Origin of the sequence: Streptomyces sp. SudanB52_2052 (assembly GCF_964272415.1) — a bacterium.
Lineage (GTDB): Bacteria > Actinomycetota > Actinomycetes > Streptomycetales > Streptomycetaceae > Streptomyces > Streptomyces olindensis.
On the sequence record NZ_OZ186796.1, the window covers coordinates 6,430,080 to 6,449,162 of the forward strand.

Consider the following 19,083-nt stretch of genomic DNA (forward strand, 5'->3'; position numbering starts at 1 on the left):
AGATCCGACATGGAGGGTTCTGTGAACGAGGCAACGACGGCCGACGGACCACGGCGGAGTCCGACGGCCACACTCCTGATGGCCTGCATCGGGGTGTTCGTCGCCTACCTGCCGGTCACCACCGTCTCCGTCAGTCTCCCCGCGATCCAGCGGGACCTGCACGCGTCGACCGCCCAACTGTCCTGGGTCTCGGACGCGTTCGTCCTGCCGATGGCAGCGCTCATCCTCACCGCCGGTGTCGTCGGAGACGTGCACGGCCGCAAGAAGGTCTTCCAGGCCGGCCTGCTGTTCTCGGCCGCCGGGGCCGTCGTCGCCCTGAGCGCGCAGTCGGTGCAGGTGCTGTGGGCCGGGCAGGCACTGGCCGGGACGGGCGCGGCGGCGCTGCTGCCCACGACCCTGGCGCTGATCAGCCACGCCGTGCCGAACCCGCACGAGCGCGCCAAGTTCGTCGGCCTGTGGGCCGCCGCCCTGTCGCTGGCGCTGGCCGTCGGCCCTCTGATGGCCGGGGTGATCCTGCAGCACGCCGCCTGGCACTGGATCTACGTGCCCGCCATACCCGTGGCCCTGCTGACGATGGCCGCCGCCGTGCCGCTGGTCGCCGACTCGCGCGCCCCCGGCTCACGCAAGCTCGACTGGCCGGGCCAGCTCACCGCCGCGCTCACCATCACCTCGCTCGTCTACGGCGTCATCGAGGGCGGGGCGCAGTCCTTCACCGAGCCCCGGGTCGTGGTGGCGCTCGCCCTCGCCGCCGTCGGTGCCGTCGCCTTCGTCGTGGCCGAACGCCGCAGCGCCAGCCCCATGCTGGACCTCACGCTGTTCCGCAGCCCCGCGTTCAGCGCGACCACGCTGATCGCGATGATCAGCTTCCTGGGCCTGATCGGCTTCTTCTTCGTCCTCAGCCTCTACTTCGGCATGGTGCAGCGGCTCGACACCCTCGACGCGGCGTACCGCATGCTCATGGTGACGGCGGTGAGCCTGCTCGTCGGAGTCGTCGTCGGGCCGCTGATGCGGCACATCCCGGCCCGTGCCCTGATCACCACCGGTCTGCTCGCCACCACGGGCGCCCTGCTGTCCCTGACCGCGCTCGACGCGCACACCGCGTTCGGGCCGCTGGCCTGGCGGCTGGTGCTGCTCGGCCTCGGCATGGGCCTGGTCATCACGCCCATGACCGCCACGGCGGTCGCGTCCGTGCCGCACCACCTGGCCGGGATGGCCGCCGCGGGCAACAACGCCTTCCGGCAGGTCGGCGGCGCCCTCGGCCCGGCCGTCCTGGGCACGCTGCTGACGACCAGGGCCACGGACGCCCTGCCCGGGCACCTCGCCGACGCGGGGGTGGGCGGGGCGACCGCCCACCAGGTCACCGCGGCCGTCGACACCGCCGGGCTGGGCGCCGTCGCCGGGATGAACCTGGGCGCCGACACCGGCCGCGCGCTGGGCGCCCTGTCCGAGTCCTTCCTCGACGGCCTCCGGCTCTGCCTGCTCGTCGCCGCGTCCCTGGCCCTGCTCGCCGCGCTGGTCGGGGCGGTGCTGCTGCGCAAGCCGAAGCCGAAGGAGACACCCGGGCCTGAGGTCGCGGGGCCGGGGGGCGCCGCCGAGCTTGCTGCCGTGGGGTCGGCTGCCGTGCCTGCCGTCGGGGGGTCGGCTGCCGGGTCTGTGGCCGTGGGGTCTGCTGACGGTCATGCCGTCGCGGGGCTGGCTGCTGAGCTTGCTGCTACGGGGTCGGCTGCCGGTTCTGCTGCCGCCGCGCCTGCCGTCGGGGCGTCGGCTGCCGGGTCTGTGGCCGTGGGGTCTGCTGACGGTCATGCCGTCGCGGGGCCGGCTGCTGAGCTTGCTGCTGCGGGGTCGGCTGCCGGTTCTGCTGCCGTCGCGCCTGCCGTCGGGGCATCCGCTGCCGGGCCTGTTGCCGCGGGGTCCGCCGCCGAATCCGTTGCCGCCGGGTCCGCCGCCGACTCGGCTGCCGTGGGGTCCGTCGCCGAGCCTGCCGCCGCGCGTGGCCCGGCCGTCGTCGGTCGGGTGAGTGACGCCGCCGGGCGGGCCATGGCGGGTGCCACGATCACGCTGATCTCCGTGGCCGGGCGGCAGGTCGGCCGGGCCGTGGCGCACGACGCGGGCCGGTACCGGCTGGCCGCGCCCGCGGCGGGCACCTACCTCCTGATCGCGGCGGCGGACGGCCATCAGCCCCAGGCGTCGACGCTCACGCTCGGCGAGGAGTCCCTGCCCCACGACGTGGTCCTGGCCGGCGGCAGCGGCCTGAGCGGGACGGTGGCCACGGCCGAGGACCGGCTGCCGGTGGCCGGCGCGACGGTCGTGGTGACGGACGCGCGCGGAGACGTCGCCGCCACCGGCACCACCGACGCCTCCGGCACGTTCGGCTTCGGCACCCTGCCCGACGGCGACCTCACGATCGCCGTCAACGCCGCCGGGTACCGGCCCGCCGCGCTCCCCGTCCAGCTGCCCGGCACCCCGGTCACCGGTCTGGAGGTGCTGCTGCGCCCCGGGGCGCGCGTGCAGGGCGTCGTACGGTCGGGGGCCGGCCGCGACCCGGTCGCCGACGCGCGGGTCACCCTCGTCGACGCCGCCGGGAACGTCGTGGGCACCGCCATCACCGGCACGGACGGCGCCTACGCGTTCACCGACCTGGACGCGGGGGACTACTCCCTGATCGCCAGCGGCTACGCGCCCGTCGCCACGACGGTCACCGTGGACGGGCGCGCCCCGAGCGACGTCCATCCGCGACTGGCCCACCAGGACGCGTGAGCCGGCCCGCCCCCGCTACAGCCGCTGAATGATGGTGCCGGTGGCCAGCCCGCCACCGGCGCACATCGTGATCAGGGCGAACTCCTTGTCCGCGCGCTCCAGTTCGTGCAGGGCCGTCGTGATGAGCCGGGCCCCGGTGGCCCCCACCGGGTGCCCGAGCGCGATCGCCCCGCCGTTGACGTTCACCTTGTCCAGGTCCTGCTGGAAGACCCGCGCCCAGCTCAGGACGACGGACGCGAACGCCTCGTTGATCTCGACGAGGTCGATGTCCCCCAGGGACATCCCGGCCTTGCCCAGCACGGCCCTGGTCGCGTCGATCGGGCCGTCCAGGTGGAAGTGGGGGTCGGAGCCCACGAGCGCCTGAGCCACGATCCGGGCCCGGGGTCGCAGCTTCAGCGCCCGGGCCATCCGCTTCGACGCCCACATGATCGCCGCGGCCCCGTCGGATATCTGGGACGAGTTGCCGGCCGTGTGCACCGCCGTCGGCATGATCGGCTTCAGGGAGGCGAGCGCCTCCGCGGACGTGTCGCGCAGGCCCTCGTCCTTGTCGACCAGGCGCCACATGCCCTGCCCGGCGTGCTGCTCCTCCTCGGTCGTCGGCACCTGGACCGCGAACGTCTCCCGTTTGAACCGTTCCTCCGCCCAGGCGTGCGCGGCCCGCTCCTGGGAGGCGAGGCCCAGCGCGTCGACGTCCTCCCGGGTCAGTCCGCGGTGCCGGGCGATGCGCTCGGCCGCCTCGAACTGGTTCGGCAGGTCCACGTTCCACTCGTCGGGGAACGGCTTCCCGGGACCGTGCTTCGAACCCGATCCCAGCGGCACCCGCGACATCGACTCCACCCCGCACGAGATGCCGACGTCGATCACGCCCGTGGCGACCATGTTGGCCACCAGGTGCGAGGCCTGCTGGGAGGACCCGCACTGCGCGTCGACCGTCGTCGCGGCCGTCTCGTAGGGCAGCCCCATGGTCAGCCAGGCCGTGCGCGCGGGGTTCATGGACTGCTCGCCCGCGTGCGTGACCGTGCCGCCGACGATCTGCTCGACGCAGTCGGCCGGGATGCCGGTGCGGCCCAGCAGCTCGCGGTAGGTCTCGCCCAGGAGGTAGGCGGGGTGCAGGTGGGCGAGCGCGCCGCCGCGCTTGCCGATGGGGGTGCGTACGGCTTCGACGATCACGGGTTCGGCAGCCATGGGTGCGGGTCCTCTCCGGGAGGCTCAGCGGAACTAGTACGCGTTCTAGTTCTGTCAGCAGTGTGCTGACGGCCGCTCGATGACCGCAAGGGTCGTGCGGGCAATTGGAGGGCCCATGCCTCTTGCTACTTGTAGAACCCGTTACTACCGTCACCGCAACTCCGCACAGCTGATGGGCCGTCAGAATCAGAGTCGGTACGAGTGGTGGGAGCCGCCCATGCCCTGTCCCGCGCTGCCCGACGGGTTCGACTTCACCGACCCGGACCTGCTGCACCACCGCGTGCCCCTGCCGGAGTTCGCCGAGCTGCGCCGCGCCGAACCGGTCTGCTGGGTGCCGCAGCCGGCCGGTCTCGCCGGCTTCGACGACGCGGGCTACTGGGCCGTCACCCGGCACGCCGACGTCAAACACGTCTCCACGCACCCGGAGTTGTTCTCGTCGTACCTCAACACGGCGATCATCCGCTTCAACGAGCACATCCGGCGCGACGCCATCGACGCGCAGCGGCTGATCCTGCTGAACATGGACCCGCCGGAGCACACCCGGGTCCGGCAGATCGTGCAGCGCGGGTTCACACCCCGGGCGATCCGCGCGCTGGAGGGGCGGCTGCGGGCCCGCGCCCACGCCATCGTCGAGCACGCCCGCGCCCGCACCGGCCCGTTCGACTTCGTCACCCAGGTCGCCTGCGAACTGCCCCTGCAGGCCATCGCCGAACTGATCGGCGTCCCCCAGGAGGACCGGGACAAGATCTTCGACTGGTCCAACAAGATGATCGCGTACGACGACCCCGAGTACGCCATCACCGAGGAGGTCGGCGCCGAGTCGGCCACCGAGATCATCGCCTACGCGATGAACATGGCCGCCGACCGCAAGCAGTGCCCCGCCCACGACATCGTCACGCAACTGGTCGCGGCGGAGGACGAGGGCAACCTCGGCTCCGACGAGTTCGGCTTCTTCGTGCTGATGCTGGCCGTCGCGGGCAACGAGACCACCCGCAACGCCATCACGCACGGCATGCACGCCTTCCTCACCCACCCCGACCAGTGGGAGCTGTACAAGAGGGAGCGCCCGGCGACGGCGGCGGAGGAGATCGTGCGCTGGGCGACCCCGGTTGCCGCCTTCCAGCGCACCGCCACCCAGGACACCGAACTGGGCGGCAAGCGGATCCGCAAGGGCGACCGCGTCGGCCTCTTCTACGCCTCCGCCAACCACGACCCCGAGGTCTTCGACGACCCGGACAGCTTCGACGTGACCCGCGACCCCAACCCGCACCTCGGTTTCGGCGGGGGCGGCCCCCACTTCTGCCTCGGCAAGTCCCTGGCCGTGCTGGAGATCGACCTCATCTTCAACGCCATCGCCGACGCCATGCCCGGGCTGAAGCTGGCCGGGGACCCGCGGCGGCTGCGGTCGGCGTGGATCAACGGGGTGAAGGAGCTGCCGGTCAGCACGGGCTGAGCCCCGCGGGGCAGGGCGAAGGCGACGGCCCCGGGGATCAGGGGGCCGCCGCCTTCGGTCTGTGGGCGGGACCGGCTCAGTGGCAGTGGTCAGTACCAGTGGTTGGTCTGCCAGAAGTCCCAGGCGCCGCAGGCGCTGCCGTAGCGGTCCTTCATGTAGTCGAGGCCCCACTCGATCTGGGTGGCCGCGTTGGTCTCCCAGTCGGAGCCGGCCGAGGCCATCTTGGAGCCCGGCAGGGCCTGGACTAGGCCGTAGGCGCCGCTGGAGGAGTTCCGCGCGTTCACGTCCCAGTGGCTCTCCTGCTCCACGATCTTCGAGAAGCACTGGTACTGGGCGTCGTCGCCGATCATCTTCTTCGCCACCGCCTGCGCCGAGGAGGCCTCCGTCGGCGCGGCCTGCGCGGGACCGGCGGCGATCAGGGTGCCGCAGGTGGCCGCGGTCAGAGCGGCGGCGGCGAGGGCCTTCTTCGGGGTGGCGGCGCGGCGGAGAACGGAAGCGGCGGGCACAGGCGACCTTTCGTCGGTGGGTGGGGCGGTCGTCCAGAGAAACAGGCCCGCCGGATGCCCGCAATGAACCCTTTTACTAGGTATGGCCGCACCTGTGCCCAGGCTCCGCCCCCATGACCGGGGCCGCTCCCTACGGCCCCGCTTCGTACGTGACGGGGCTCATGTGGGGGGCTTCACTCGCGCGACCCCGATCGGGCGTGTCGAACGTGACCGGCGTCTCGAAGGCCGCCCGGCGCGTGGCCCGGCGCAGCGCCCGCAGGACCGCCGGCCCGAGGGTGAGGGTCAGGACGACCGTGACGACCGCCCGGCCCAGGTCCCAGCCGAGCGAGGTGGCCAGGCAGTACGCGAGGAAACGGGCCAGGTTCGTGGCGACCGGCGCGTGCGGGTCGAAGGCGACGTTCGAGGCGAGGGCGCTCATGAAGGGCCAGCCGGCCAGGTTCATGATCGTGCCGTAGGCGAAGGCGGCGAGGAAGCCGTAGGCCGCGAGCAGCGCGAGCTCCGCCCGGCCGCGCAGCCGGTCCGGGCCGGGCAGCAGGCCCGCGCCCATCGCGAACCAGCCCATCGCCAGCATCTGGAACGGCAGCCACGGCCCGACCCCGCCCGTGAGCAGCGCGGACGCGAACATCGTCACCGAGCCCAGGACGAATCCGAAGCCGGGGCCGAGGACCCGGCCGCTCAGCACCATCAGGAAGAACATCGGCTCGATACCGGCGGTACCGGCGCCGATCGGCCGCAGGGCGGCTCCCGTGGCGGCCAGCACGCCGAGCATCGCGACCGCCTTCGGGCCCAGCCCGGACTCCGAGATCGCTGCGGCCACGACCGCCACGAGCAGCACCAGCAGACCCGCGAAGAGCCACGGAGCGTCCTGCGCGTGCGCGCTGAGCCGCGAGGTGGGCGGCGCGAGGAAGGGCCAGCCGAAGCCGGCGACCCCGACCGCGCTGACCAGGGCCAGGGCGGCGAGGGAGCGGGGGCCGAGCCGGACGGCCCGCGCCTGCCGTTGCGTGCTCATGAGGCGGCCTCGGGAGGGAGGGCGGCGCGGACCTGGGAGACCGTGAGCCACTGCTGCGGGGCCAGGATCTTGGTGACCTGCGGGGCGAAGGACGGGGAGGAGACCACGACGTCCGCCGTCGGCCCGTCGGCGATCACCTCGCCGTCGGCGAGCAGGACCACCCGGTGCGCGATCTCGGCCGCCAGCTCCACGTCGTGCGTGGCCAGCACGATGGCGTGCCCCTCGGCGGCCAGGCCGCGCAGCACCGCGACCAGGCGGGCCTTCGCCGCGTAGTCCAGGCCCCGGGTCGGCTCGTCCAGCAGGAGCAGCGGGGGCCGGGCCGTCAGCACGACGGCCAGGGCCAGCGCGAGCCGCTGCCCCTCCGAGAGGTCCCGGGGGTGGGTGTCGTCGGTGACGCCCGGGAGCAGCTCCGTGACCAGGGCCCGGCAGGTGCCGGGGGACGCGCCCGCGTCCTTGTCGGCCGCCGCGCACTCGGCGGCGACGGTGTCGGCGTAGAGCAGGTCGCGGGGTTCCTGCGGGACCAGGCCGACCTTGCGGACGAGGTCCCTCGGGGCGGTGCGGTGGGGGACGGCTTCGCCGAGGCGGACGGTTCCCGAGCTGGGCTTCACGAGACCCACCAGGGAGTTCAGCAGGGTGGACTTTCCGGCGCCGTTGCGGCCCATCAGGGCGACGGTCTCGCCGGGGGTGATGGTGAGGTCGATGGTGCGGAGGGCCTGGATGCGGGCGCGGGTGACCGAGAGGGAGTGGAGTGCGCCTACCGGGGTGGGGGGTTCGGAGGGTGCGCGGGTGCGGCGTGTTTGTGGTTGATCGCGCAGTTCCCCGCGCCCCTTGAGGGCGTTTTCCAGCTGTTGCTTCAAATCCCCTGCCCGGCGCCTCGCGTCGCGGACCGTCATCGGTAGCGGTGTCCAGCCCGCCAGGCGGCCCAGCGCCACCACCGGCGGGTACACCGGTGACACGGCCATCACCTCGGCCGGAGAGCCCAGTACGGGGGCGGCGCCCGGGCTCGGCAGCAGGACGACCTGGTCGGCGTACTGGATGACGCGTTCCAGGCGGTGTTCGGCCATGAGGACCGTCGTGCCGAGGTCGTGCACGAGGCGCTGGAGGACCGCCAGGACCTCCTCGGCCGCCGCCGGGTCGAGTGCGGAGGTCGGCTCGTCCAGGACGAGGACGCTCGGGTGCGCGGTGAGGACCGAGCCGATCGCGACGCGCTGCTGCTGGCCGCCGGAGAGCGTGGCGATCGGCCGGTCGCGCAGGGCGGCGAGGCCGAGCAGGTCGAGGGTCTCCTCGACGCGGCGGCGCATCACCTCCGGGGCGAGGCCCAGCGACTCCATGCCGTAGGCGAGTTCGTCCTCCACGGTGTCGGTGACGAAGTGGGAGAGCGGGTCCTGGCCGACCGTGCCCACGACGTCGGCGAGTTCGCGGGGTTTGTGGGTGCGCGTGTCGCGGCCGGCGACCGTGACCCGGCCGCGCAGCGTGCCGCCGGTGAAGTGCGGGACGAGACCGCTGACCGCGCCCAGGACCGTCGACTTGCCGACCCCGGACGGGCCCGCGAGGAGGACGAGTTCGCCCTCGGGGACCTCGAAGTCGACGCCCCGGACGGTCGGTTCGGCGGCACCGTCGTACGTCACGGAGACATCCTGGAAGCGGATCACGACGGCTCCTTGGGGTCGGGGGCGACGAACGCGGGCAGCAGGCCGAGGAGTACGGCCGCGGCCGGCCAGAGGGGGAGAGCGGGGGCGACCAGCGGGACCACGCCCGGGTGCAGGGCGGCGGGATCGCGGACGGAGGCGAGGGTGAGCAGGGCCGCGACCGTCACGCCCGAGGCGACGACCAGCCAGGCGCGCAGGTCCCAGCGGTCCGGGCGGTAGCGGGTGCGCAGCGAGCGGCGGCCGCCGAGCTTGAGGCCCGCGAGGGCGGCGGTGACACCGACCAGCAGCACGGGCACGCCGTAGCTGCCGCCCTCGGCCGTGAGGAGCCCGTACGTTCCCGCGCATACGCCGAGCAGGCCGCCGAGGGTGAGCGCGGCGGTGGTCCGGCGCACCGCGGCGGGCACCTGGGCCGTGCGGCCGTATCCGCGGGCGTCCATCGCGGCGGCGAGGGAGACCGAGCGCTCCAAGGCGCCCTCCAGAACCGGCAGTCCCACCTGCAGCAGGCCCCGGACGCCCTTGTCGGGACGGCCGCGCAGGCGGCGGGCGGCGCGCAGCCGCTGGACGTCGGCGATGAGGTGCGGCGCGAAGGTGAGGGCCACGACCACCGCGACGCCCGTCTCGTAGAGCGCGCCCGGGAGGGACTTGAGCAGGCGGGAGGGGTTCGCGAGGGCGTTCGCGGCGCCGACGCAGATGAGCAGCGTGGCCAGTTTCAGGCCGTCGTAGAGGGCGAAGGTCAGGGCCTCCGCGGTGACCTCGCCGCCGAGGCGGATGCCCTGCGCCCAGGCGGGCAGGGCGGCTTCGGGGAGGGTGAACAGGATGCGCGTGCCCGGGATGGGGGAGCCGAGGAGTGTCGCGAAGAGCAGACGGATCAGCAGCACGGCGAGGGCGAGTTTGACGAAGGCGCCGTAGGAGCGGGACCAGGGGGTGTCGGGGCGGCGGGTGGCCACGACGTACGCGGAGACGGCGACGAGGAGGGCGAGGAGGAGGGGGTTGGTGGTGCGGGTGGCCGCGGTGCCGAGGCAGAGGGCCCACAGCCACCAGGCGCCGGGGTGGAGCGACCTACCCACGCCGGCGTACCTGCCAGAGCGCCGCTCCGCCCAGCAGCACCACCACCGCGATGCCCGCCACCAGACCGAGGGACGGGCCGTCGTCCGGCCGGTCGGCCTGCTCCGCCGTCGGGTTCCGCTTCTTCGCCACCGGCTCGCCGCAGCCCTGCTCGGGGTAGCCCGAGATCGCGCACAGCAGGGCGTTCGTGTCGTAGCGCAGCGGCTTGGCCACCGCGGCCAGGGCCTGTGCCGTGGTCGCGTCGGGGGAGACCCGGGCGCAGGCCCTTCGCGCGGAGGGCGGGGTCTCGCCCTCGGGGGCGTCCGCGGGGGTGCCGAAGTCGAGGAGCAGGGCGACGCGCTTGCTGCCGTCCCGGGCGGGCGTCCCCGCGCAGATCGACGCGAAGTCGGCCCGGCCGCGCGGCCGGGCCGCGTCCGAGGAGTCCTCGCTCACCGCGAACCGGAAGCCCTGGACGTCACCGTCCGACGGGCGGGTCGTGGACGGGCCCTGGGTGGCGTAGACCCAGCGGTCGCCGTCGCGCTCCCAGAACGACCAGTACCGGTAACCGGCGGCCTGGGCCGCCTGACCCGCTCCCGCGACGAGCAGCAGCGAGGCCAGCAGGAGGAGAACGGCCCGGCGGATCACGGCTGCTGCTTCCGGCGGCCGGTGAACAGGAACCCGATGCCGATCCCGGCGACGAGGCAGACGCCGACGTACCACCAGACGCCGAACACGGAGTTCGACTCCGAGTCCTTCCCGCCCTTGTCGGCGGCGGCGTTCGTCGGCTCGGCGGACTGCGGGGCCGGGCCCGTCGCGTTCAGCTGCTTCACCAGGTCCGCGCCGCCGAAGTCGCGCGGGTCCGTGCCCGTCGCGTGCGCGGCGAAGACGAGCTGGGCGTAGGCGGCGGGACCGTTCTGGGCGGCCCAGGTCGCGGCGTTCTCCTCCAGCCAGCGCAGGGACTTCTCCGCCTGCCCGGTGTCGCCGCGAGCGGCGAGCGCGACGACCGCGTCGGCCGTGTTGCCGTAGTCGGGCTGGGGCTCGGCACCGGCCAGGGCGGACATCAGGTGGTCGTCGTCCTTGCCGAGGGCGGACGTGAGGTACGCGGCCCCGTTCGCCGCCGCCTGCTCCGGCGTACGCGGCTGTGCGCAGGCCGCGTCGGACTTCTCGCCCGGCTTCACCACCATGCCCTTGCCCAGCGCGCCCAGCACCCCCGCCGCCGTGGCGTCCGCGTTGGCGGTCAGCTTCCCCTTCTTGTCCGGCTGGAACGCGAACGCGCCGTCGCCGTCCCCGCCGCACGGCAGCGCGAGCTTCAGCAGCGCGTCGTAGGGCGACTTGCCGCCCTTCTCGACCTGGTCCGGCTTCTCGCCCACGGCCGTGAGCGCGCCGATGACGACCGACGTCGAGTTGGTGTCGCTGGCACCGCCCGCCGAGTAACCCCAGCCGCCGTCCCCGTTCTGGACGGACTTCAGCCAGCCGACGGCCTTGGCCGTGACGTCGTCGTGGCCACCGAGCGCGGCCAGCGCCTGCACGGCGGCGGACGTCGCGTTGGTGTCGAGCATCGTCCTGGCGTCGCACGCCGTCGTCGGGTCGGGGCGGTACGCGGCGAATCCGCCGTCCGCGCACTGCTGCCGCACCAGCCACTCCACCGACTTCGCCGCCGGCTTCACCCCGACCGTGTCCTGCGCGAGCAGCGCGAGCGACTGGCGCCAGACGCCGTCGTACTTCGGGTCCTTGTCGCCGTACAGGGCGGAGGGGAACGCCTGGGACGGCGAGGGGGACGGGGCGGCGGTGGCCGGCGCGGCGGCGCCGATCACGGCGACGGCGGCCAGGACCGCGGCGCTGCGGCGGACGTTCATGATCGGCGGGTGCCTCTCCCTGTGGGGGAGCCGGGCAGCACGGGACACCCCGGCGGCTCGGCTCCGTATACCTCGACGGTGCCGTGCACCGGCGGGCTGCCGGGCACGTGAGCCGGTCACGAACCGTACGGGGCGATCCGGCTCACCGCCGTGGGCGGCGGTTCACGATAGGGGTCTCCCCTGTTCGAGCGAAGTCGAGAACTTGGGGAAGGGGCAGCGCCGGAATTGCACCGGCTTCCCCCCGTACGGTGTGATGACGACCCGCTTACTGTACCCGCACGTAGGAAGCGGCCCGAGGGCCCCGGGCGGGCCGCCCGGAGCCGGGTAGCGTCGTCCCATGCCGACCCCACCGCCCGGCAGGCTGCTCGGCTCGGGCCGCCGCGCCGACGTCTACGAGATCGACGAGGCGTGGGTGCTGCGCCGCGAGCGGGAGGGTGGTGGTGACGCGGCGGCCGAGGGCGCCGTGATGGCGCATGTGCACGCCCACGGCTACCCGGTCCCCCGGGTCCGCCCGTCCGGTTCGCGCACCGACCTGGTGATGGAGCGGCTCTCCGGCCCGACCATGCTCCAGGCGTACCTCGCGGGCACCCTGGACGTGACGGAGGCGGGCTCGACCCTCGCCCGGCTGCTGCGCGAGCTGCACGCCGTCCCCGCGCTGCGCTCCACCGACCCGGCCGTCCGTGTCCTCCACCTGGACCTCCACCCGGAGAACGTGATCCTCACGCCCGACGGCCCCCGCGTCATCGACTGGTCCGACGCGGCGGAGGGCGACCCGGGCCTGGACTGGGCGGCGTCCGCGGTGATCCTCGCGCAGGCCGCCGTCGCCGGGGACGCGCTCTCCGCGCCCGCCCGCGCCATGCTGACCGCCCTGCTGGCCGACCCGTCCCCGCTCACCCGGCCGGCCCTCGACGAAGCCCTGCGCCGCCGTGCCGCCAACCCCACCATGGACGAGAGGGAAGTCGAACTGCTGGGAACCGCCGGGGAGTTGATCCTCTCCACAGCGCGGACAAGCTAACGTTGGCCTTCCCGACCACACGCAGGAGCGTCCATGACCGACCAGGCGGAGAACCCCGGGCAGGAGCCCTTCCCCAAGATCGACACCTCGGTGCCGCACTCGGCCCGGATCTGGAACTACTGGCTGGGCGGGAAGGACAACTACGAGGTCGACCGGGTGGCCGGTGACGCCTTCCGCGAGATCTTCCCCGGCATCGAGACCGGCGCCCGCGCCGCCCGCTACTTCCTCGCCCGCGCCGTCCGCCACCTGGCCGCCGAGGAGGGCATCCGCCAGTTCCTGGACATCGGCACCGGCCTGCCCAACGTGGACAACACCCACCAGATCGCCCAGCGCGTGGCCCCGGAGAGCCGGATCGTCTACGTCGACAACGACCCGCTGGTGCTGGCCCACGCCCGCGCACTGCTCACCAGCACCCCTCAGGGCGTCACCAACTACGTCGACGCCGATCTGCGCGAGCCGAGCACGATCATCCGGGAAGCCGGCAAGACGCTGGACTTCGACCGGCCCGTCGCCCTCATGCTGATGGGCATCCTCGGCCACATCGAGGACCACGACGAGGCGCGCTCCATCGTGCGGGAGCTGGTGGACGCCCTGCCCTCCGGCAGCTACCTCGTGCAGTACGACTCCACCGACACCAGCGAGGACTACGTCAGGGCCATCCGGCAGTACAACGAGGGCGGTTCGATCCCGTACATCCTGCGCAGCCCCGAGCAGATCGCGCGCTACTTCGACGGTCTGGAGCTGCTCGAACCGGGTGTGACGTCGTGCTCCCGCTGGCGGCCCGACGCGGAGGCGCTGGGCCTGCCCGCGGAGGTGCACCAGTACGGCGGTGTCGCCCGCAAGGGCTGAGCAGTCAGGTCCCGTCGTCAGGTCTGGCCGTCAGGTCTCCTGGAGGAGGCGGTGCAGGATGGTCGGAGTCTCGTCCGGTGACTCGGCTTCGACCACCAGCCGGTTCATGGCGTCCCAGTAGCGCTCGATCTCGGCAGGCCGGTCGGGGTAGAGGGCGGTGGTGAGCTTCTCGAGGTAGACCACGTCCGGCAACTGCCCGCCCGGCAGCCGCAGGATGGTGACCGGGCCGCCCTCCGCGGCGTGCCCGCCGGCGTGGAACGGCAGGATCTGCACCGTGACCTGCGGCAGCCGGCACATCTCGATGAGATGCCGGAGCTGGGCGCGCATCACCCGGATGCCGCCGACCGGGCGGCGCAGCGCCGCCTCGTCCAGCACCGCCCAGAGCTGGGTCGCCGGCTGCCGGTGCAGGATCCGCTGCCGGGTCATCCGCAGCGCGAGACGGCGGTCGATCTCCTCGGCGCCGGCGTCCGGGTGGGCCAGCCGGATGGCGGCGCGCGCGTAGTCGGCGGTCTGCAGCAGCCCGGGAACGCGCTGGACCTGGTAGCAGCGGATGAGGCTCGCCGCCTGTTCCGCCCCGAGGTAGCTCTGCATCCAGGTGGGCACCACGTCGCTGTAGTACCGCCACCAGGCGGGGGTGTTGGCCTGCTCGGCCAGTGCCAGCAGCGTGGCGCGTTCGGCCTCGTCCGTGACGCCGTAGAGCGTCAGCAGGTCGGCGACGTCCCGCAGTTTGAAGCCGTGGCGCCCGGCCTCCAGTCGGCTGATCTTGGAGGAGGAGGCGCGGATGACGTGCCCCGCGTCCGCGCGGGAGATGCCCCGCTCCTGCCGCAGCCCGCGCAGCCGTGCGCCCAGCGCCAGCCGCGGCACCATGGGTCCCGCCGACCGGCCGTCCAGGGCTCCGCTGCCGGTCGATGGATGTGCGGCCTTGTCGGTGCCCATGGGTATGTCTCCCGGTGCGAGCGGTGCGTCCGACCATCCTAGAGGGCGCCGGTCGACGTCAAGGGCCTTGTGCCGCAGGCAAGTTCACCTGTGCTACCGCCTCACCGCACCGCCACGTACGTGACCGGCTCGCTCCCCGGCACCGCCTCCGCCCGGCCCAGCTTCACCAGGCGGCGCAGATGGGCCTCGGCCTCCGAGACGGCGATGTTCCGCGAGCCGTAGGGGATCTGGTCCCAGGGACGGTTCCACTCCATGCGCTCGGCGAGCTGCCAGGGCGTGAGCGGCTCGGCGAGGAGGGCCAGCAGGGCGCTGAGGCGGTCCTCGTGGTGGGTGAGCAGCTCGCGCACACGGGCGGCCGCGTCGGGGAACGGGTGCTGGTGGGCCGGGAGCACCTCGGCCGGGGCGAGACGGCCCACGCGTTCCAGGGAGTCCAGGTAGTCGCCCAGGGGGTCGGTCACCGTGGTGTCGTCCGGGTCCTCGTACAGGCCGATGTGCGGGGTGATCCCGGGCAGCAGGTGGTCGCCGGAGAACAGGCGGCCGTGGCCCGGGAGGCGGGCCGGGTGGCTCTCCTCCAGGTGGAGGCAGACGTGGCCGGGCGTGTGGCCCGGGGTCCAGATCGCGCGGACGCGGCGGCCGGGCAGGTCGAGGAGTTCGCCCGGGGCGATGTCCCGGTCCGGCAGGGCGGGGGAGAGGCCGGGCAGGGCGCGGGGCCGGGCCGCGCGCAGCGGGGCGATGTGCTCCTCGGGCGCACCGGCGGCGGTGAGCTTGGCCACCATGTACGAGAACCAGCGCTCGGGACGGGCTTCCCTGGTCCGCCGTACGACCGCGGTGTCCGCCGCGTGCATCGCGATCCAGGCGCCCGAGGCCTCCCGGACCCGGCCGGACAGGCCGTGGTGGTCCGGGTGGTGGTGGGTGACGACCACGCCGTGGATCTCGGTGACCGAGGTGCCGCAGGCCGTGAGGCCCTCCGTGAGGGTGTCCCAGGACTCGGGGTCGTCCCAGCCGGTGTCGATGAGCACCGGGCCGCGGTCGGTGTCGACGACGTACACCAGCGTGTGGCCGAGGGGGTTGTCCGGGATGGGGACCCGGAGGGAGCGGACGCCGCCGCGGTGGTCGGTCACCTGTGTCATGGGCTCCCCTGTCCGCCGGCTCCCGTCACTATAACTAGAACCGGTTCCAATGGGAGTCGTCCCGTGCCGCCCGGTCCGTGGACTCCTCGGGGCGGGGCTGGTATCAGTGGCATATCTGATGGATCGTCAGAGATGCGCTCCGGGGAGGCAGTCGGCCATGACCGAGCTCGTGGAACACGGACAGCTGTTCATCGGCGGGGAGTTGACCGACCCCCAGGGCCGGGACGTCATCGAGGTGGTCTCGCCGCACACGGAGGAGGTCATCGGGCGCGTCCCGCACGCCTCCCGGGCGGACGTGGACCGGGCCGTGGCGGTGGCCCGCCGGGCCTTCGACGAGGGGCCCTGGCCGCGCATGAGCCTCGACGAGCGGATCGAGGTCGTGGGCCGGATCAAGGACGGCATCACCGCCCGCCACGACGAGATCGCCCGCGTGATCTCCTCCCAGAACGGCTCGCCGTACTCCTGGAGCGTCCTCGCCCAGGCGCTCGGCGCGGTGATGGTGTGGGACTCGGCGATCACCGTCGCGCGGAACTTCACCTACGAGGAGCGGCGCGAGGGCGTGCTCGGCAGGATCCTCGTGCGGCGCGAGCCGGTCGGGGTCGTCGCGGCCGTCGTCCCCTGGAACGTCCCGCAGTTCACCGCCGCCGCCAAACTCGCTCCGGCCCTGCTCGCCGGCTGCACGGTCGTGCTCAAGCCCTCGCCCGAATCGCCGCTCGACGCGTACCTGCTCGGCGAGATCACCCGCGAGGCCGGGCTGCCGGAGGGCGTGCTGTCGATCCTGCCCGCCGACCGGGAGGTCAGCGAGTACCTGGTCGGGCACCCCGGGATCGACAAGGTGTCCTTCACCGGGTCCGTCGCCGCCGGCAAGCGCGTGATGGAGGTCGCGGCCCGCAACCTCACGCGCGTGACGCTCGAACTGGGCGGCAAGTCCGCGGCCGTCGTCCTGCCCGACGCGGACGTCGAGACGGCCGTGGCGGGCATCGCCCCCGCGGCCTGGATGAACAACGGCCAGGCCTGCGTCGCCCAGACCCGCATCCTCCTGCCCCGCTCCCGCTACGACGAGTTCGCCGACGCCCTCGCCGCGGCGGCGGGCGCCCTGACGGTCGGCGACCCGCTGGACCCGGCGACGCAGGTGGGCCCGCTGGTGGCCCGGCGGCAGCAGCAGCGCAACCTGGACTACATCCGCATCGGGCAGGAGGAGGGCGCCAAGATCCTCACCGGTGGCGGACGCCCGGCCGGCCTGGACCACGGCTGGTACGTCGAGCCGACCCTCTTCGGCGACGTCGACAACTCCATGCGCATCGCCCGCGAGGAGATTTTCGGCCCCGTCATCTGCCTGCTGCCCTACGACGACGAGTCCGACGCCGTGAAGATCGCCAACGACTCCGACTACGGGCTGAGCGGCAGCGTGTGGACGGCGGACGTCGAGCACGGCATCGACATCGCGCGGCGGGTCCGCACCGGCACCTACTCCGTCAACACCTTCAGCCTGGACATGCTCGGCCCCTTCGGCGGCTACAAGAACTCGGGCCTGGGGCGGGAGTTCGGCCCCGAAGGGTACGGCGAGTACCTGGAGCACAAGATGATCCACCTGCCGGCGGACGCGTGACGATGGGCGACCACTGGCACGTCGAGGTCGACCGCTCCCTGTGCATCGGCTCCGCCCAGTGCGTCCACCACGCACCGGACGCCTTCCGCCTGGACACCGCCCGCCAGTCCCATCCGCTCGCCCCGGACACGGACGCGAACGAGCGGGTGCTGGAGGCGGCGGAGAGCTGCCCGGTGGAGGCGATCGTGATCACACTCGGGGACGGCGGGGAGGCGGTGTTCCCTCCGGAGGAGTAACCGCCCGGCACCCGGGCCCGGCCGACCGCTGTCCGGCACACGGGCCTGGCCGGCCGCTGTACGGCACCCGGGCTCGGTGCCCGCTGTCCGGGGCAGCGCCCCGCTGGCTCGTGGGGGTGCTGGTGCCGGCCGCCCGGGGCATCGCCTCACTGGCTCGTGGGGGTGCTGGTGCTCGCGGCCCGGGCATCGCCCCACTGGGCTCCCGGGCCTGTTGCCTGCCGCCCGGGGCGTAGCGCTGCTGGGTCGTGGGGTCGGGTGCTTGCCGTCCGGGGCGTGGCCCTGCGACTCACGGGGCCCGGCGCCCGCCGCCCGGGGCGCCGCCCCACCGCCTCGCCGGGCCGTCAGGCGCCGGGTGCGCGGTAGTCCACCCGTTGTCGGACGGCCTCGTCGATCTCCTCGGCCGACAGCAGCACGACCGTGCTCGTGCGGACTCCGCCGGCCGCCGAGACGACCATGCCCAGGGCCGCGGCGGAGGTGTTGCCCGGCAGCTCCGCCGTGACGTAGACGTCGTCGTCGCCGAAGGCCCAGTACATCGTCTCCACCCGGCCCCCAGGCCGTCGACCATGCGCCCGACGACCTCGCGCCGCGCGCTCGCGCCTTCCTTGAGCAGACCCTTGAGCCCGTCCGGGGTCAGCTTCACCTTGAAGAGGTACTTCGGCATCGGGGCCACCTTTCACTTCCGCCCGAGGAGTCGCTTCGACTCCCTCATGTTCCTTCCGTTGCGGGCTGTCGTCGCGGCGAGAAAGCGAACAAGGAGGCTATATGGGTCATCAGGGAGATTCAGTAAAAAATTCCGCCCAGGGTCTTCTCTCCGCGGACAGAAGTCCTAACCTGGAAACAGGCCTACGGGACGAGTGAGGGAGTCCGACCGGAGTAGCCGACGTTGGCCGGAAGCCTCGGCTTCCGCTGATGCCGACTGCGACGGTAGGGCTGAGAGGCCGGAAGGTCGCACGGCCGCAAGGCCGGTGACCGGAAGGCGACCCCCAACACCTGATCCGGACCATGCCGGCGAAGGGAACCCGTCTCGTAGGTCCCTTGCGTGCGTCCGGGGGTTGTTTCCGTGCGTCCCCGGGTCACTTCCGCGCGTCGGGGGCCGTCAGGTCGATCAGTCGGCACACCGTCTCGATGTCGATCTTCACCTGGGCGATCGAGGCCCGGCCCGAGAGCCAGGTGATCAGCGCCGAGTGCCAGGTGTGCTCGATGACCCGGACCGCCGACAGCTGCTCCGGGGTCGGGTTCTCCTGGCCCATCGCGTCCAGGATGATCGCCGTGGTCTGCCGGGAGACCTGGTCGACCTCCGGACTCACGCTGCGGTCGGCGAAGGTGAGCGCGCGGACCATCGCGTCGGCCAGGTGCGGCTCGCGCTGCAGGGCGCGGAAGGCCCGCATCAGCGTCTCCGCGACCCGCTCGGCCGCCGTCTCGCCCTGCGGGGGCTTCTTCCGCAGCGTGCCGTGCATGTGCTCCAACTGGTCCTGCATCGTGGCGACCAGCAGATGGATCTTGGAGGGGAAGTAGCGGTACAGCGTGCCGAGCGCCACCTGCGAGGACTCCGCGACCTCGCGCATCTGTACGGCGTCGAAACCGCCGCGGCTGGCCAGCTGCGCACTCGCGTGCAGGATGCGGCGACGCCGGGCCTCCTGCCGCTCCGTGAGGGGAGCGGAGGCGGGGGCTGCGGCTCTGGCTTCCACCTTGGCCACCTTGTTCACCTTGGCGTTCACCTTGGCTTCCGCGGGCATGTGACGTCCCGTTCCGTGACCGTCCGTGAGGACGAGTGATCACACAGCATGGCACGGCACCGGCCGTGGCGTGAATCACCTGATCCACTGGTCACAGCGCCCCTACCTGCCGG

The 19,083-nt window shown here is 73.2% G+C and carries 17 protein-coding genes; 6 read left to right on the forward strand and 11 right to left on the reverse strand.

Annotated elements, in window-relative coordinates:
• Positions 1–78 precede the first annotated feature (78 nt).
• Positions 79–2,757: an MFS transporter gene (locus ACSUPV_RS28775; protein WP_436949951.1), complete on the forward strand. Its 2,679-nt coding sequence runs from the start codon at positions 79–81 to the stop codon at positions 2,755–2,757.
• A 15-nt stretch (positions 2,758–2,772) separates the two neighbouring features.
• On the opposite strand, the gene ACSUPV_RS28780 is transcribed toward ACSUPV_RS28775, so the two are convergent.
• Complete coding sequence (locus ACSUPV_RS28780; RefSeq protein ID WP_037763014.1) at positions 2,773–3,942, reverse strand: steroid 3-ketoacyl-CoA thiolase; 1,170 nt, start codon at positions 3,940–3,942, stop codon at positions 2,773–2,775.
• Positions 3,943–4,159: 217 nt separating this feature from the next.
• On the opposite strand from ACSUPV_RS28780, the gene ACSUPV_RS28785 reads away from it, so the two are divergent.
• A complete protein-coding gene (locus tag ACSUPV_RS28785) occupies positions 4,160–5,395 on the forward strand; it encodes a cytochrome P450 (protein WP_037763016.1) in 1,236 nt (411 codons plus the stop codon).
• Positions 5,396–5,484: 89 nt separating this feature from the next.
• On the opposite strand, the gene ACSUPV_RS28790 is transcribed toward ACSUPV_RS28785, so the two are convergent.
• From ACSUPV_RS28790 to ACSUPV_RS28815, 6 genes are all read right to left on the reverse strand, one after another.
• On the reverse strand, positions 5,485–5,901 hold the full coding sequence (locus ACSUPV_RS28790) for a transglycosylase SLT domain-containing protein (RefSeq protein WP_359788878.1): 417 nt from the start codon (positions 5,899–5,901) through the stop codon (positions 5,485–5,487).
• 130 nt (positions 5,902–6,031) lie between these two features.
• The gene (locus tag ACSUPV_RS28795) at positions 6,032–6,910 is read right to left on the reverse strand and encodes an ECF transporter S component (protein WP_436948838.1); all 879 of its coding nucleotides are present in this window, start codon (positions 6,908–6,910) and stop codon (positions 6,032–6,034) included.
• Positions 6,907–8,562 (reverse strand): ABC transporter ATP-binding protein, encoded by a 1,656-nt coding sequence (locus tag ACSUPV_RS28800; RefSeq protein ID WP_436948839.1) that lies wholly within the window; start codon positions 8,560–8,562, stop codon positions 6,907–6,909. Before ACSUPV_RS28800 ends, ACSUPV_RS28795 begins: the two co-directional genes overlap by 4 nt.
• The gene (locus ACSUPV_RS28805; RefSeq protein ID WP_436948840.1) at positions 8,559–9,626 is read right to left on the reverse strand and encodes a CbiQ family ECF transporter T component; all 1,068 of its coding nucleotides are present in this window, start codon (positions 9,624–9,626) and stop codon (positions 8,559–8,561) included. Before ACSUPV_RS28805 ends, ACSUPV_RS28800 begins: the two co-directional genes overlap by 4 nt.
• Complete coding sequence (locus ACSUPV_RS28810; protein WP_436948841.1) at positions 9,619–10,248, reverse strand: SCO2322 family protein; 630 nt, start codon at positions 10,246–10,248, stop codon at positions 9,619–9,621. Before ACSUPV_RS28810 ends, ACSUPV_RS28805 begins: the two co-directional genes overlap by 8 nt.
• The gene (locus ACSUPV_RS28815; protein ID WP_436948842.1) at positions 10,245–11,459 is read right to left on the reverse strand and encodes a prenyltransferase/squalene oxidase repeat-containing protein; all 1,215 of its coding nucleotides are present in this window, start codon (positions 11,457–11,459) and stop codon (positions 10,245–10,247) included. Before ACSUPV_RS28815 ends, ACSUPV_RS28810 begins: the two co-directional genes overlap by 4 nt.
• Before the next feature lie 337 nt (positions 11,460–11,796).
• Between ACSUPV_RS28815 and ACSUPV_RS28820 the strand changes: the two genes are divergently transcribed.
• On the forward strand, positions 11,797–12,474 hold the full coding sequence (locus ACSUPV_RS28820) for a phosphotransferase (RefSeq protein WP_436948843.1): 678 nt from the start codon (positions 11,797–11,799) through the stop codon (positions 12,472–12,474).
• Positions 12,475–12,507: 33 nt separating this feature from the next.
• Positions 12,508–13,323, forward strand: a complete 816-nt coding sequence (locus ACSUPV_RS28825) for an SAM-dependent methyltransferase (protein WP_031112104.1) — start codon at positions 12,508–12,510, stop codon at positions 13,321–13,323.
• Positions 13,324–13,353: 30 nt separating this feature from the next.
• Here the strand turns inward: ACSUPV_RS28825 and ACSUPV_RS28830 are convergent, their stop codons facing one another.
• Positions 13,354–14,190 carry a helix-turn-helix domain-containing protein gene (locus ACSUPV_RS28830; protein ID WP_436949952.1) on the reverse strand — a complete coding sequence of 279 codons (837 nt, stop codon included), beginning with the start codon at positions 14,188–14,190 and terminating at the stop codon, positions 13,354–13,356.
• A gap of 170 nt (positions 14,191–14,360) precedes the next feature.
• Positions 14,361–15,389 carry an MBL fold metallo-hydrolase gene (locus ACSUPV_RS28835; protein ID WP_359788858.1) on the reverse strand — a complete coding sequence of 343 codons (1,029 nt, stop codon included), beginning with the start codon at positions 15,387–15,389 and terminating at the stop codon, positions 14,361–14,363.
• Between the two features lie 157 nt (positions 15,390–15,546).
• Between ACSUPV_RS28835 and ACSUPV_RS28840 the strand changes: the two genes are divergently transcribed.
• Positions 15,547–16,998, forward strand: coding sequence for an aldehyde dehydrogenase (locus tag ACSUPV_RS28840; RefSeq protein WP_436948844.1), 1,452 nt, complete (start codon positions 15,547–15,549; stop codon positions 16,996–16,998).
• 2 nt (positions 16,999–17,000) lie between these two features.
• Positions 17,001–17,234 carry a ferredoxin gene (locus ACSUPV_RS28845; RefSeq protein WP_031112110.1) on the forward strand — a complete coding sequence of 78 codons (234 nt, stop codon included), beginning with the start codon at positions 17,001–17,003 and terminating at the stop codon, positions 17,232–17,234.
• A gap of 341 nt (positions 17,235–17,575) precedes the next feature.
• Here ACSUPV_RS28845 and ACSUPV_RS28850 read toward each other — a convergent pair whose 3' ends face one another.
• Both ACSUPV_RS28850 and ACSUPV_RS28855 read right to left on the reverse strand, forming a co-directional pair.
• The gene (locus ACSUPV_RS28850) at positions 17,576–17,911 is read right to left on the reverse strand and encodes a GYD domain-containing protein (RefSeq protein ID WP_436948845.1); all 336 of its coding nucleotides are present in this window, start codon (positions 17,909–17,911) and stop codon (positions 17,576–17,578) included.
• A gap of 396 nt (positions 17,912–18,307) precedes the next feature.
• Positions 18,308–18,970 carry a TetR family transcriptional regulator gene (locus ACSUPV_RS28855; protein WP_031112112.1) on the reverse strand — a complete coding sequence of 221 codons (663 nt, stop codon included), beginning with the start codon at positions 18,968–18,970 and terminating at the stop codon, positions 18,308–18,310.
• Between the last annotated feature and the right edge of the window lie 113 nt (positions 18,971–19,083).

Coding starts and splice junctions, on each gene's coding strand:
- ACSUPV_RS28785 (WP_037763016.1), top strand. CDS start 4,160: ATGCCCTGTCCCGCGCTGCCCGACGGGTTCGACTTCACCGACCCGGAC.
- ACSUPV_RS28775 (WP_436949951.1), top strand. CDS start 79: ATGGCCTGCATCGGGGTGTTCGTCGCCTACCTGCCGGTCACCACCGTC.
- ACSUPV_RS28830 (WP_436949952.1), bottom strand. CDS start 14,190: ATGGTGCCGCGGCTGGCGCTGGGCGCACGGCTGCGCGGGCTGCGGCAG.
- ACSUPV_RS28815 (WP_436948842.1), bottom strand. CDS start 11,459: ATGAACGTCCGCCGCAGCGCCGCGGTCCTGGCCGCCGTCGCCGTGATC.
- ACSUPV_RS28780 (WP_037763014.1), bottom strand. CDS start 3,942: ATGGCTGCCGAACCCGTGATCGTCGAAGCCGTACGCACCCCCATCGGC.
- ACSUPV_RS28825 (WP_031112104.1), top strand. CDS start 12,508: ATGACCGACCAGGCGGAGAACCCCGGGCAGGAGCCCTTCCCCAAGATC.
- ACSUPV_RS28855 (WP_031112112.1), bottom strand. CDS start 18,970: ATGCCCGCGGAAGCCAAGGTGAACGCCAAGGTGAACAAGGTGGCCAAG.
- ACSUPV_RS28820 (WP_436948843.1), top strand. CDS start 11,797: ATGCCGACCCCACCGCCCGGCAGGCTGCTCGGCTCGGGCCGCCGCGCC.
- ACSUPV_RS28835 (WP_359788858.1), bottom strand. CDS start 15,389: ATGACACAGGTGACCGACCACCGCGGCGGCGTCCGCTCCCTCCGGGTC.
- ACSUPV_RS28795 (WP_436948838.1), bottom strand. CDS start 6,910: ATGAGCACGCAACGGCAGGCGCGGGCCGTCCGGCTCGGCCCCCGCTCC.
- ACSUPV_RS28840 (WP_436948844.1), top strand. CDS start 15,547: ATGACCGAGCTCGTGGAACACGGACAGCTGTTCATCGGCGGGGAGTTG.
- ACSUPV_RS28845 (WP_031112110.1), top strand. CDS start 17,001: ATGGGCGACCACTGGCACGTCGAGGTCGACCGCTCCCTGTGCATCGGC.